The organism is Corynebacterium stercoris, from assembly GCF_024160105.1.
In the GTDB taxonomy this organism is placed as follows: domain Bacteria; phylum Actinomycetota; class Actinomycetes; order Mycobacteriales; family Mycobacteriaceae; genus Corynebacterium; species Corynebacterium stercoris.
This window is the reverse complement of sequence record NZ_JAMFTQ010000005.1, coordinates 17,073-30,183: the sequence shown is the minus strand read 5'-3', so window position 1 is coordinate 30,183 and position 13,111 is coordinate 17,073. Positions and strand designations below refer to the sequence as shown.

Here is a 13,111-nt window from a genome sequence, read left to right as displayed (position 1 = left end):
TTCGGGCTAGCCCTCCAGGGATTCGCTGACCAAGTCCAGCACCGCCGCGCGCCACCTTGTGCTGCGCTCGCCGCGCTCGGCGTGGAGCGCCTCAACCAGCTGCTCGGTAAGCACCATGAGCGCCGCGCGCGAGGTGTGCAACAACTCCGCACGGAAGGAAGGATCCACCGGCGGGACGAGCAGCACGACGTCGGCGAGATCGGTCAGCGACGAGGGGGCGAAGGACGTGGCCGCGATGATGGCCGCCCCGCTTGCGCGGGCTTGCGCCACGACATCGAGCGTGGCGCGGTTCGCTCCAGAACCTGAGAAGACGAAGCACACCGACCCTTCCCCGAGGGAGTGCGCGGCGATGCGCTGCGTCATCGCGTCGGCGTGGAATTCTGCGGGGCGGCCGGCGGAGATGAGCCGCTGTGTGAGGTCGAGGCCCAGCGGGGCGGAAAGGCCGTTCGCCACGACGAGCACCCGATCCGCGGCGTCGAGGAGGTGCACCGCGCGGGAGAACGATGCCTCGTCGAGCGCGGCGAAGGATGCGTGGAGGCGGCGGGAGAACTCCGCTACGTTGTGCCGCAGCGTATCCAGCGGTGATCCTTCCCCACTCACTGCGGAAGCCTGCGGCGCGCCGGCGATCTGCTGCGCCAGCGCCACCCGCAACTGCGGGAAGCCGGAGTAACCCAGGCTCTGCGCGGTGCGGACCACGCTGGCGCGACTCACGCCCACGTGGTCCGCGAGCTGCTGCGCCGTCATCTCCACGGCCGTTGCCGGGTCGGCGCTAATGGCTTCAGCGACCGCCCGTTCCTTCGGCTGCAATGAGGACATCGCGGCGGCGATCCTCACGCTCGGCATCGCTTCCGGGCTCGGCGACGGTGGCACGGACGGTAGCTCCTCTCATAATCCGGCGGCGGATGGCGCCGGAGATTGCATCGACGATCATCGTGGCGACAATGATCACGATCAGCGTCATGCCGACCACGTCCCACTGACGGTAGTTGGTGTAGTTCGACAACATGTCGCCGATACCGCCGGCGCCGACCATGCCGAGCACCGCGGAGGTTCGGATGTTGATCTCGAAGCGGTACAGCGCGAACGAGATCAGAGCCGGAGCGGCCTGGGGCCACAGCGCCCAGCGCACCGTCTCGGCGGTGGTGCCGCCGGCTGCGCGGACCGCTTCGGCGGGACCCGGCGGAAGTGACTCGATCGTCTCGTACGCCCACTTGGACTGCTGGCCGATGCCGCAGATTGCCAGCGCCAACGCGCCCGTGAACGGCGTGAGGCCAGTGACGGTGAGCAGGATGATCGCCACGACGGCTTCCGGGAACGCGCGGATCACCGCGAACAGTCCGCGCAACAGCGCCCGGAGCCACGCCGGTCCGACCCCGCGGGCGGCGAGCATGCCGAGCGGGATCGAGAGAATCACGGTGCCGATCATGCCGATCCACGCCATCGAGATGGAGCGCCACATCTCCATCAGTGCGCGCGGGAGGCGCGACCAGTCGGGGTTCTCGAACATCAGCTTAAGGTAGTGCCACACCTGGGCGGGCACCTGGGGCAGATCGCTCCACGTGATGCGCAGGGAGACGAAGGAAGCGAGTATGACTAGGGCGATGACTACCGAGATGATCGTCTCGTACGTTTTCCGTGGTTTCGAAGGGAGTTGCAACGACACTTAGACCAGCCTCTTTCGCAGCCAGTTCGACAGCATCTCCACCAGCACCACAACCACGAGGATCTCGAGGATGATGATGGAAACGTCGTCGTACGCGAAGAAGGAGCGGCGCTCTTCCAGGAGGCGGCCGATGCCGCCCGCTCCGACGAGGCCGAGGATCGCGGAGACGCGCACGTTGAGCTCCAAGGTGTAGAGCCACTGGTTCATGAACAGCGGCATGACCTCGGGAAGCGCCATCGTGTGGTTGATCTGGAACTGCGTGCCGCCAGCTGCGCGTCCGGCCTCGATGTAGGCGTGGTCCTCGGAGTCAATCGCCTCGGAGACAAGCTTGACCACGATGCCGAGGTCGAAGAGGAACAGGGTGATCACGCCGGGCAACGCGCCAACGCCGACCATGGCCACGAGAATCGAGGCGTAGACCAAGTCCGGCACGGAACGCATGATGTTGATCAGCGTGCGCACAACGGTGCGGCCGATGCTGTTCGGGTTGGTCGGGCTCGCTGCCCAGAGCGTCAGCGGCACAGAGACGACGGCGGAGAGCACTGCGCCGACGACGGCCATTTGCAGCGTCTCCAGCATCGGGCGCGCCGTGCGGGGCAAGAACGCGAAGTTCGGCTGCAGCATCTGCAGGAGCTTCTCAGCGCCGTTGCGCCAGTTCTGCGCGATCGACAGGAGGTCGACATTGATGCCGCCGATCTGCGGCGTCATTGTAAGCGCGGTGAAGGCGACGAAAGCGGCGACAATGAGCAACGCCCGCGTGCGGTTGGTCGGCTTTTCGGGCAGCGTCAGCCGCCTAGTCGGCGCGGTCATCAGTGCTTCCCCACCACATCGCCGGGCTGGACGCGGCGGCCGTAGATCTGCTCGAAATCGGCGTCCGTGGCCTCCGCGGTGGGCCCGTCGTAGACGAGCTCGCCCTGGCGCAGGCCAATCAGCCGCGTGGTGTACTGCCTGGCGAGGTCGATGACGTGCAGGTTGACCAGGACGGTCAAGCCCTGCTCCTGGTTGATTCGCATGAGGTCGGCCATCACCGAGTGGGCGGTCGGCGGGTCGAGGGAGGCGACGGGTTCATCGGCAAGCATGACAGCTGGCTGCTGGGTGAGCGCCCGCGCGATGGCTACGCGCTGCTTCTGGCCGCCGGAAAGCGCCCCGGCGCGCGCCCAGACCTTCTCCAGCATGCCGACGGAGTCCAGGGAATGCAGCGCGAGCTCCTTGTCCTCCTCGGTCGGCCGGTCGAAGAGGGTGCGCCACCAGGGGTTGCGGGCGAAGCTGCCGACGAGGACGTTGTGGTACACGTCCGTGCGCTCCGCCAGGTTGAACTGCTGGAAGATCATGCCGATCTGCCCCCGCGCCTCGCGGAGCTGCCTGCCCTTGAGCTCATTGATGACGTAAGGGCCAACGCTGACCCGCCCGGCGGTGGGTTCAGCCAGCCCGTTGATCGTGCGGATCAACGTCGACTTGCCGGAACCCGAGAGGCCGACGACTGCGACCATCTCGCCAGGTTCGATGTTCAGCGAGACATTTTTCAGTGCCTGGGTCCCGTTCGGGTAGGTCACTGACACGTTCTCGAGCACGATGGGCCACGGTTCGCGGGCGCGGCCGGCACGATCTTGCTGCATGTCGGTTCCTTAGGCGCTTAGGACTTGAAGCGGGTGTAGATCTCGCCGTAACGCTCGATCTCAGCCTGGTTGGTGTCCTTGGTCCAGTCGGTCAGGCCGACCAGGTCCTGCATGACCTGCTTCGCCTCGTCGGAGGAATCGACGTAGGTGTCCATGAGCTCAGCCAGCTTGGCCTTAAGGTCCTCCGGCAGGCTCTTCGCCACAACCACGCCGCCGTTCGGGATCATCTCGGTGTATGCGAAAGCGACCATGTCAGTGGCGGCCTCCGGGGCCTCCTTGATGATGGACGCGCGGGCATCCCAGTAGCCGAAGCCGACCTCGGCATCGCCCTTCAGGACGGCGAGCATGGCGTTGTTGTTGCCCTGCACCGGAACCTGGGTGAGCTTGTCCACGTCCACGCCCTCATCCTCGAGGGTGACAATCGGGTACTGGTAGCCGGCCGGGGAGGTGGCTGCCTGCATGGCGACCTTGGTGCCCGGCTCGATGTTCTTCAGTGCGTCGGTAGCCGCCGGGCCCTGGCCGCTGGCGGTCTCGCCGGCCTTCTCGATGCCGTTGCAGTACTTGAACTCGGTCTTGGAGGCCTCGTAGGTGGCCATGACCGGCTCATCCTTGCAGTACTTGTCCGGGTTGTTCGTGTAGGCCACGGAGGCGTAGGAGGTGGCGCCGAAGCGGACATCGCGCAGGAGCAGCTCAGCGTCGAACTGCTTCATGGCGTTGTACAGGGAGCCGGCGTCGGTGATGGCCACCTGCGCCTGATTCGCGCCGATGGCCTCGACGGTCGCGGCGTAGTCGTTCGCCACCACGCCGTTGACCTCGATGCCGAGGTTCTCGGAGAGGTAACTGGTCAGCGGCTTGAGCGCCTCGGCGAGGTTCTCGCCTTCGGTGGCCGGGACGAGGGAGATGGTGATGGACTTCGGCCAGTTCGCCTTGTCGTCGGCGGCGGCGCTGGTGGCGCTGGTGGCGTCGCTGTTGGAGTCGGAGGAGCAGCCCGTGAGGGAAAGCGCCGCGGTGGTGACCAGCGCGCCGAGGGCGAGAGCAGACTTACGCATGGGTTTGACCTTTCGGGGTGGGGCGTGGTGTGGGAGGGTTACTGGGTGGGGGGTTGCGCAGCCCAGGTGACAAGCTCGCCGCGAAGATCGTTGAGCGTTTCCCCGCGCAGCGTCACGTCCGCGTCCGACTCTGCAGCAGTTGCGCCGACGAGGGCGGTATCCGCTCCGAGGTCGATCGCCGGCTGCAGGTCGAATTCGACGATGTCGCCGATTGCCATCACCGGCCCCAGCTGGAGGGCTTCGCGCAAGATCGGGTAAAGCCCATCCGGCTTGCCGACGCTGAAATGCAGGTGATCGAAGAGGTGGCGCACGCCCCAGGAGTCGAGGACTTGCTCGACTCCGACTCCGGGCGCGTTTGTTGCGAGGTGCAGCTCCGCGTGCTCGCGCAGCGCTTCCAGCAGGCCGGCGAGGCCTTCGGGTGCTGCAACGGGCGCTTCCGCGGTGCCCAAGATTTCACGGCTGGCCTGGTAGGCCTGGTTCATCGTCCCGGAAGAAACCCCGTCCTGCGCGGCCAGCTCCCCCACGACGTGGTAACCATCGCGGTAGGTGGAACGGCCGGCATCGAATGTGCGCAGCGCCTCCTCAACTCGCTGGACGAAGTCCGCGCCAGCGGACGGTGCCACCTGCTTGGCGTACGCCACCACCGGCCCGTGCCCGATGGCGAGCGTTCCATCGAAGTCGAAGATCACACTGCGAGTCACTTCTACGGTCTCCCTCAAACTTGGACGATGCGTTCACAATAACTATGCAATGTGAACACTCCGTCCACGCAATGTGAATTTTAGGTGAAATGCATAAAATTTTAGGTGAAATGCATAAAGGAGCCGTCGACAAGCGAGCGGCTCCTGATAGATGTTCTTGTAGTTACTGCACCGGCGCCCATTCGGGACCGGTCTCGCCGAGCTCCGGATCGAGCTTGGCAATCAGCGGCTGCGGCTTCGCAAGCTCCGTGCCCGGCACCACCTCGACGCGGCCCCACTCGGCCTGCTCCGCGCCGTAATCACCGGTGATGGTCAGGTAGGTCTGGCCCTGCTCGGGCAGGCCGACGCCGACGAGGTCGAACTCGGCGTCGTCGACGACCTCCTCGATGCGCGGCTCCGCGGCCCACACGCCCTCGCGGCCGAGGGTTTCGTGGACGCGCTGCGCGGTGTGCGGCAGGAACGGGGTGAGCATGGTGTTGCAGTCCGACACGACCTGCAGCGCCGTCCACAGCACGGTGGCCAGGCGCTCGCGCTGGGCCTCGTCCTTGGCCAGCTTCCACGGCTCCATCTCGGCGATGTAGGCGTTCGCCTCGCCGACGACGTGCATGATCTTGGTGATGGCGCTCTTGAAGTGCGCCGCGCCCAGGTCTGCGCCTGCAGACTCGAAAGTGGACTCGGCGAGCGCCAGGATGCGCTCGTCCGCCTCCTCGAGCGGGCCCGGCACCGGTACCTGGCCGAAGTTCTTGTGCGCCATAGATACAGTGCGGTTGACCAAATTGCCCCAGCCGTTCGCCAGTTCGTTGTTCACGCGGCGGACAAACTCGTCCCAGGTGAAGTCGGTGTCGTTGTTCTCCGGGCCGGCAACGGCGATGAAGTAGCGCAGCGGGTCCGGGCCGAACTCGGCGAGGAAGTCCTTGACGTAGATCACCACGCCCTTGGAGGAGGAGAACTTCGAGCCGGACATGGTGAGGAACTCGCTGGAGACCACTTCCGTCGGCAAGTTCAGGCGCCCGAGGGGGCCCTCGTCCCCACCCTTGGAGCCGAGACCCGCGTAACCCAGCAGCTCAGCGGGCCAGATCTGGGAGTGGAACGTGATGTTGTCCTTGCCCATGAAGTAGTAGCCCTCGGTGGCGGGGTCCTGCCAGAAGTCCTTCCACGCGTCCGGGTTGCCGGAGCGAGCCGCCCACTCGATGGAAGCGGACAGGTAGCCCACCACGGCGTCGAACCACACGTAGAGCTTCTTGCCCGGGTTGTCCTCCCAGCCCTCGACGGGCACGGGGATACCCCAATCGATGTCGCGCGTCATGGCGCGCGGGCGCATGTCTTCGAGCAGGTTGAGGGAGAACTTCAGCACGTTGGGGCGCCACTCCTCGCGCGTGGACAGCCACGCCTCGAGCGCGTCGTGCAGCGCGGGGAGGTCGAGGAGGAAGTGCTCCGTCTCCACAAATTCCGGCGTCTCGCCGTTGATCTTGCTCACCGGGTTGATCAGGTCGGCCGGGTCGAGCTGGTTGCCACAGGTGTCGCACTGGTCGCCGCGGGCATCGGTGGCGCCGCAGATTGGGCAGGTGCCCTCGATGTAGCGGTCCGGCAGGGTGCGGCCAGTGGACGGGGAAATCGCGCCCTGGGTGGTCTCCTTGACCATGTAGCCGTTGGCGTAGAGGCCGCGGAACAGCTCCTGCACCACCGCGTAGTGGTTACGGGTGGTGGTGCGGGTGAACAGGTCGTAGCTCAAGCCCAGGCCCGCCAGGTCCTGAACAATCTGGGCGTTGTATCGGTCGGCGAGTTCCTTGACGGTCACGCCTTCCTTGTCCGCCTGCACCAGCAGCGGGGTGCCGTGCTCATCAGTGCCGGAGACCATGAGCACGTTCTTGCCGGTCATCCGCTGGTAGCGGGCGAACACATCGGACGGCACGCCGAACCCGGCGACGTGGCCGATGTGGCGCGGGCCGTTCGCATACGGCCACGCGACGCAGACAAGAACGTTTTGGGATGCACTCATGCCCCCAAGCATAAGTTATGGGGGCTTGGGCGCTTATCGACGCTTCAGCATCCGCGCCATCTGGCGGCGGCGCTCGTCGAACTCGAGCTGATCCAGGTGCGCGCGGCGCTCAATGGCGAGCTTGCGGGCGAAGCGCTCCTGCTCCTTCTGCGCGAGGTACAGCGAATCGTTCGACACGTCGCGGACAATCGCGAACATCAGCGCTACCAGGATGATCAGGAACGGGGACGCGGCCACGATGGTGACGCTCTGCAGCGCGTTAAGGCTGTCGGCGCCGCCCATGAGCAGCATGGTCAGCCCTACGGCTGCGGTAGCTACGCCCCAGATGGCGGCGAGCCACGGCTTGGCGCTGGACTGGCCGTTCTGGGACATGGAGGCCATCACGGTGGACGCGGAATCGGCGGAGGTGATGAAGAAGGTGCCCAGCAGGATCACCGCGAAGATGCCCATGAAGTAGCCGCCCGGCAGGGTGTGCAGCAGGTTGAACAGCTGCTCCTCGTTGCTGGCGCCCGCGATGGACGCGCCCTCCTGCTCCAGCTTGATTGCGGTGCCGCCGAAGATGGCGAACCACACGGTGGACAGGCCAGACGGGACGAGCAGCACACCGAGGCAGAACTCGCGGATGGTGCGGCCGCGGGAGATGCGGGCCAGGAAGGTGCCCACGAACGGGGACCAGGACGCCCACCACGCCCAGTAGAAGATGGTCCAGCCGGAGAGGAAGCCGCCGGCTTCACCGTCGGCGGACTCGGCGGTGCGGCCGGCCATCTCGAAGAACTGCTGCAGGTACATGCCGATGGAAGTCGGCAGCAGGTTGAGGATGGACACGGTCGGGCCGAGCACGAACACGAAGATGGCCAGAAGCGCGGCAACAACCATGTTGAAGTTGGACAGCCACTGGATGCCCTTGCCCACACCCGACATGGCGGAGAGCAGGAAGGCCAGAGTGAGCACGGCGACGATGCCGATGATCAGCTTGTCCGAGGGGTTGTCCACGAAGCCGCTGGCCTCGAGGCCGGAGGAAATCTGGATGGCACCCAGGCCCAAGGAGCAGGCGGTGCCGAAGATCGTGGCGAAGATGGCGAAGCCGTCGATGAGCTTGCCCAACCAGCCGTCGGCACGCTCCTGCCCGATGAGCGGGATGAACGCGGAGCTGAGCAGCTGCTTGCGGCCCAGGCGGAAGGTGGAGTACGCGATGGCGAGGCCGACGATGGCGTAGAGCGCCCAGGGGTGCAGCGTCCAGTGGAACATGGTCTGCGCCATGGCAGTGCCCACTTCGTTCGGCTCGTGGCCAGGCACGCCGCCGGTGTAGAACGCGAGCGGCTCGGAGGCGCCGAAGAACATCAGGCCGATGCCCATGCCGGCCGCGAACATCATGGCGATCCAGGATGAGGTGCGGAATTCCGGCTGTTCATCGTTGGAGCCGAGGCGGATCGAGCCGAACTTGGACAGGGCGACGACGAGCACGAACACCACGAAGGCGGTGCCGAAGAAGATGAAGGCCCAGCCGACGTTCTCCATGACCCACGCGAAGGCGGCGTCGGCGAACTCGGTGAAGCCGGTCGGGGTGGCCAGCGCCCAGCCGACGACAGCTGCGACGATGACCACGAGCGGGATGACGATGGCGAGGTCGATCGGCGCGTCCTTCGCCTCGGACTGCATCTCCACAGTGTCTTCGGGGAGTGTGGCCTCCGCGAGGTCGCCGCGGCGGTCGGCGGCGATCATGGACGCGAGTTCGCTGGTGGCGGTCTGGTCGGTTGGTTCCGATTGGTCAGTAGCTATCGGTTTTTCGGTTGCATCACGTTGGGACATGAAGTTTCCTCGAAACATATAGGGATGATCAATGACCCCCGCAGGTTACAGGAGCTAACCCCAGGACCGCGAACCGGGGAAAGCTGTGCTACCGCTGCGCAAGGACAGCGTCGTAGAGTTCGCCGCCCTTCACGCCGTGCTCCTTTGCGACGTCTTTGGCCGCATCTTTCATTCGCTGACCAGCGTCGACGCGGCGCAGCACCTCGGCGACCAAATCCTCCGGATCCGCAGCCTCCGCCGTCCCACCTTCGATGACCACCGTGATTTCCCCCCGCACGCCGTCCGCAGCCCACGCCGCCAGCTCGCCGAGTGTGCCGCGCTTGACCTCCTCGTAGGTCTTCGTCAACTCGCGGCAGACCGCAGCGCGGCGGTCCTCCCCCAGCACCCGCGCCGCGTCGCGCAGCGTCGCCTCGATGCGGTGGGGCGACTCGAAGAAGCACACGGCCCTCCGCTCCCCGCGCAGGGATTCGAGCCACGTCTCGCGGGCGCCGGCTTTGCGCGGTGCGAAACCGTCGAAAATGAAGTGCCCCACGTTGAGCCCGGACAGCGCCAGTGCCGTGGTCACGGCGGACGGCCCGGGGATGCAGGTCACGGGCACGCCGGCGTCGTGCGCGGCGGCGACGAGTGCAAGCCCCGGGTCGGACACGATCGGCATGCCGGCGTCGGTGACCACCAGGACCACGCCGGTGCGGGCGTCGCGCAGGAGTTCCTCGCGTCGCGCATCCTCGTTGTGGTCGAAGTTGGACACAATGCGCCCGCGGGGTGCGACCCCGAGCGCCGCGGCGAGCGCCCGGGCCCGGCGCGTATCCTCCGCCGCGATGACATCGGCGTTCGCGAGCGCGTCGCGCAGCCGGTCGGTGGCGTCCCCGATGTTGCCCAGCGGCGTGGCCGCGAGCACCACCCCGGTGGCGGGCAGCGCGGGCTGTGTGGTCTGTGCATCGGAGGCCATAGCCCGTGAGTGTACGGGAGGGCAGCTAATATCCATCTGCGTGAGTACCGTCGCCGCCACGCCCCAGCTGCCCCGCGCCACCCGCCCGAAGCGTCCGGCGCCGGGCGCGCCCGTTACCGTGCCGTGGACGAGGCGCGACTCTGTAGCTACCGCCGTCATCGCCGCGTTGGCACTGTTCACCCGCTTTTTGGGCCTGACGCAGCCGACGAGCTCCGGCACACCGGTGTTCGATGAGAAGCACTACGTGCCGCAGGGCTGGGATATGGTGCGCTCCTCGTTCAACCCGGTACTGGGCGGCATCGAGTCCAACCCGGGCTATGGCCTAGTGGTGCACCCGCCGCTGGGCAAGCAGCTGCTCGCGGCCGGTGAGACGTTGTTCGGCTACACGCCGCTGGGCTGGCGCATCATGACGGCGCTCTTCGGCGCGGCCGTGGTCGTCTTCGTGTTTTTGCTGGCGCGGCGGGTGAGCCAGTCCACCTCGATCGGCATCTTCGCGGGCATTATCGCGCTTTTCGACGGTGTCCTCCTCGTCGCCGCCAAGTTCGGCATGCTGGACATTTTCCAGGTGTTGTTCATCGTGATGGCCGCGTGGACGCTGGCGGGCGACATGCGCCAGATCCACCACCGCTGGCACGACGCCTGGCTGGCCGGCGAGGTGGACAAGGCCGGCCCCCTGGGACCGCGCATGGGTTTCCGCTGGTGGCGCTTCGCCACCGGCGTGCTGCTCGGCCTCGCGCTGAGCGTGAAGTGGTCGGGTCTCTACTACATCGCCTTCTTCGGCCTGCTCGGCTCATTCTGGGACCTGTGGCTGCGCAAGCGCTACGGCGTTGAGAAGCCGCTGGCCGGCGCCCTGCTCAAGGACGTGCCGCCGGCGCTCGCGACGATCGTGCTTCTCCCGGCGCTGCTCTACATCTGGTCCTGGCGCGCGTGGTTCGCTTCCGAGACCTCGGTGTACCGCCACTCGCTTGCCGACGGCACCATTGCCGGCTCCGATTGGCCCTGGCTGACCAACCTGCCGGAGCCGGTCGCCGGGTGGCTGTACTACCACTTCTCCGTGCTGAACTTCCACGGCTCGCTCACCAGCTCTTCCGGCCACTCCCACCCGTGGGATTCCAAGCCGTGGGCGTGGCTGGTGGGTGCCCGCCCGATCCTCTACTACTCCGCCACGGACATTGAGTGCGGCAACGGCGGCACCTGCCGGGAGATGATCTACCTCTTCGGCACCCCGGCCATCTGGTGGCTCACCGTGCCGGTGCTGCTGTGGGCGCTGTGGGCGTGGATCACTCGCCGCGACCTGCGCGTGATGGTGCCGTTCATCGCCTGGATGGCGGGCTTCCTGCCGTGGCTCGCGGCCTTCGACCGCCAGATGTACTTCTTCTACGCCACCGCGCTGGTGCCCTTCACCGCAGTCCTCATCGCGCTCGCGCTGGGCAACATCGCGCAGAGGGGCCGGCCGCTCACGTGGCCGTGGCTGCGCAAGCTCGCCGACGCCACCGTCACCTCCGGCCAGTTCGCCGTGGTTATCTACCTCGCGCTGGTGGCGGCCTGCTTCATCTACTGGGGCCCGATCTTCTACGGGCTCATGGTGCCGGAGAGCTACTACCAGTCGCTCATGTGGCTGCCCAGCTGGCGCTAAACATCTACAGCGGGTTCGCGTTCAGCAGCGACCACGCGCGGCGCACCTCGATACCGCGGTCGGCGGCCCACGTCCACACCAGCGCCACCAGCGTGGCCAGCGGTACAAGGACGAGGCTCAAGGGATACTCGCCGTAGTGCAAAAGAGCGTCGCGAAGCGCAAAGCCCGCGGTAAACGTGAACATCGTGCCCACGATGAGCAGCACGCCCGGCACCTGGCGCGGGCGCCACGCGGTGAGCCCGAGCGCCAGCGCCACACCGAGTCGCACTGCCGCAAAGGAGGTCGCCGCCGGGTCGGTGGTCTCGGGGTTCGCCATCAGCGCGATGCCCCACACGGCCCACACCAGCGCCATCGCCACCAGCGCCAGCCGCCCGATCGCGAGGGTGACCATGCGGCGCTGCGCCATTTTGCGCCACGGGTCGCTCACCCCGGCCAGAATCACGTCGGCGAGGTCCGGCGGCTCAATCTCCGCGGCCTTCAGCTCGCGGGAGAGCGCCACGGAGCGCTCCCAGTAGCGGCTGCATTCGGGGCACTGGGCGACGTGTGCGTCCACCACTGCGTCGTCAAGCGAATGCGCCTCCCCGTCGAGCCGCGCGGAGAGCGCGGCCTGGATCTGATCGTGCTCAATCACGGGTGAGCACCCCGTCGAGGCTGGCGCGGCCGGTGCCGAACACCACAATCATGAACAGGGACGCGGCCAGCACCAGCGGATACTCCACGCCGCTGGTGTCGGCGAAAAAGCCGTTATCCAGGTGCACGAAGTAGCCGGCGGCGAGGGTGAGCAGCACCAGAATCGAGGCCGCGATAGTGGTCAAAAGCCCGATGATGATAAACGTGCCGGCAATCAACTCCACCGTGCCGGCGAGGTAGGCGCTGACCTGCGGCTGCGGCACCCCGGCTTTGGATAGCTCGGAGCCGAACGCGCGCATGCCGGTGCCGAACCAGTGCTGGTAGCCGCGCGCCACGAACACCACGCCAAGCACAATGCGCAACAACAGGAGCGCAAAGTCGCGCACGGCAGGCCTATTCATGCGAATTAGCCTACTCATGGAACCAAACCGCTTCGAGAGGAGTCGAATACGTATGACAGCTTCTCAAAACCTCACTCCAGTTATCGGCCCCGACGGACTCGCGCGCCCGCCCTGGGCTGTCACCGACCCCCTCCTGCGCCACTACTACGACACCGAATGGGGCATGCCCGTGCGCGACGAGGCCGGCATGTTCGAGCGCCTCTGCCTCGAAGGCTTCCAAGTGGGCCTGTCGTGGCGGCTCATCCTCACCCGCCGCGAGGCCCTGCGCGCCGCGTTCCACGGCTTCGACCCGGACAAGGTCGCCGCCATGGAGGGCATCGAGCATTTGCTTGCCGACGCTTCCTTGATCCGCAACCGCAGAAAACTCCTCGCCCCGCTCACCAACGCGAAGGCGACGCTCGCGCTGCGAGAAGAGGGCACGAACCTCGCCGAGTTCATCTGGTCCTACCAGCCCGACACCACCCCGGTGCCGCTCACGGCGGCGGACGTGCCCTCCCAATCGCCCGAGTCCGTGCAGCTCGCGAAAGACCTGAAGCGCAAGGGCTTCACCTTCGTCGGCCCAGTGACCATGTACGCGCTCATGGAGTCCGTGGGCATCGTGGACACCAACCTGGTGGGCACCTGGCGGCGCGGCGCGTCGGGGGTGTGGGTGTAGCGC

13 protein-coding genes are annotated in these 13,111 nt (G+C 66.6%); 2 read left to right on the top strand and 11 right to left on the bottom strand.

Annotation, left to right across the window (positions count from 1 at the left end; genetic code table 11):
• Positions 1–6 precede the first annotated feature (6 nt).
• The 9 genes from M5J20_RS05630 to rsmI all read right to left on the bottom strand — a co-directional run bounded on the left by M5J20_RS05630 (position 7) and on the right by rsmI (position 9,786).
• Positions 7–816 carry a MurR/RpiR family transcriptional regulator gene (locus M5J20_RS05630; RefSeq protein WP_253577391.1) on the bottom strand — a complete coding sequence of 270 codons (810 nt, stop codon included), beginning with the start codon at positions 814–816 and terminating at the stop codon, positions 7–9.
• Complete coding sequence (phnE, locus tag M5J20_RS05625) at positions 779–1,663, bottom strand: phosphonate ABC transporter, permease protein PhnE (RefSeq protein ID WP_253577389.1); 885 nt, start codon at positions 1,661–1,663, stop codon at positions 779–781. The genes M5J20_RS05630 and phnE (M5J20_RS05625) overlap by 38 nt, the downstream gene beginning before the upstream one ends.
• Positions 1,664–2,473: a phosphonate ABC transporter, permease protein PhnE gene (gene phnE / locus M5J20_RS05620; protein ID WP_253577387.1), complete on the bottom strand. Its 810-nt coding sequence runs from the start codon at positions 2,471–2,473 to the stop codon at positions 1,664–1,666. It lies immediately after the preceding gene.
• Positions 2,473–3,279 carry a phosphonate ABC transporter ATP-binding protein gene (gene phnC / locus M5J20_RS05615; RefSeq protein WP_253577385.1) on the bottom strand — a complete coding sequence of 269 codons (807 nt, stop codon included), beginning with the start codon at positions 3,277–3,279 and terminating at the stop codon, positions 2,473–2,475. Before phnC ends, phnE (M5J20_RS05620) begins: the two co-directional genes overlap by 1 nt.
• A gap of 17 nt (positions 3,280–3,296) precedes the next feature.
• Positions 3,297–4,328 carry a phosphate/phosphite/phosphonate ABC transporter substrate-binding protein gene (gene phnD / locus M5J20_RS05610; RefSeq protein ID WP_253577383.1) on the bottom strand — a complete coding sequence of 344 codons (1,032 nt, stop codon included), beginning with the start codon at positions 4,326–4,328 and terminating at the stop codon, positions 3,297–3,299.
• A gap of 38 nt (positions 4,329–4,366) precedes the next feature.
• Positions 4,367–5,029, bottom strand: a complete 663-nt coding sequence (locus M5J20_RS05605) for an HAD family hydrolase (protein WP_253577381.1) — start codon at positions 5,027–5,029, stop codon at positions 4,367–4,369.
• A gap of 163 nt (positions 5,030–5,192) precedes the next feature.
• Positions 5,193–7,028 (bottom strand): methionine--tRNA ligase, encoded by a 1,836-nt coding sequence (metG, locus tag M5J20_RS05600; protein WP_253577379.1) that lies wholly within the window; start codon positions 7,026–7,028, stop codon positions 5,193–5,195.
• A gap of 33 nt (positions 7,029–7,061) precedes the next feature.
• Positions 7,062–8,837: a BCCT family transporter gene (locus M5J20_RS05595; RefSeq protein ID WP_253577377.1), complete on the bottom strand. Its 1,776-nt coding sequence runs from the start codon at positions 8,835–8,837 to the stop codon at positions 7,062–7,064.
• An 88-nt stretch (positions 8,838–8,925) separates the two neighbouring features.
• Positions 8,926–9,786, bottom strand: coding sequence for a 16S rRNA (cytidine(1402)-2'-O)-methyltransferase (rsmI, locus tag M5J20_RS05590; protein ID WP_253577375.1), 861 nt, complete (start codon positions 9,784–9,786; stop codon positions 8,926–8,928).
• A 40-nt stretch (positions 9,787–9,826) separates the two neighbouring features.
• Between rsmI and pmt the strand changes: the two genes are divergently transcribed.
• The gene (gene pmt / locus M5J20_RS05585; protein ID WP_437177620.1) at positions 9,827–11,422 is read left to right on the top strand and encodes a protein O-mannosyltransferase; all 1,596 of its coding nucleotides are present in this window, start codon (positions 9,827–9,829) and stop codon (positions 11,420–11,422) included.
• A gap of 4 nt (positions 11,423–11,426) precedes the next feature.
• On the opposite strand, the gene M5J20_RS05580 is transcribed toward pmt, so the two are convergent.
• The gene (locus M5J20_RS05580) at positions 11,427–12,053 is read right to left on the bottom strand and encodes a zf-HC2 domain-containing protein (RefSeq protein WP_253577373.1); all 627 of its coding nucleotides are present in this window, start codon (positions 12,051–12,053) and stop codon (positions 11,427–11,429) included.
• Entirely contained in the window at positions 12,046–12,453 is a 408-nt protein-coding gene (locus M5J20_RS05575; protein WP_253577372.1) for a DoxX family protein, read from the bottom strand. The genes M5J20_RS05580 and M5J20_RS05575 overlap by 8 nt, the downstream gene beginning before the upstream one ends.
• A 52-nt stretch (positions 12,454–12,505) precedes the next feature.
• On the opposite strand from M5J20_RS05575, the gene M5J20_RS05570 reads away from it, so the two are divergent.
• The gene (locus tag M5J20_RS05570; protein WP_253577370.1) at positions 12,506–13,108 is read left to right on the top strand and encodes a DNA-3-methyladenine glycosylase I; all 603 of its coding nucleotides are present in this window, start codon (positions 12,506–12,508) and stop codon (positions 13,106–13,108) included.
• The last annotated feature ends 3 nt before the right edge of the window (positions 13,109–13,111 follow it).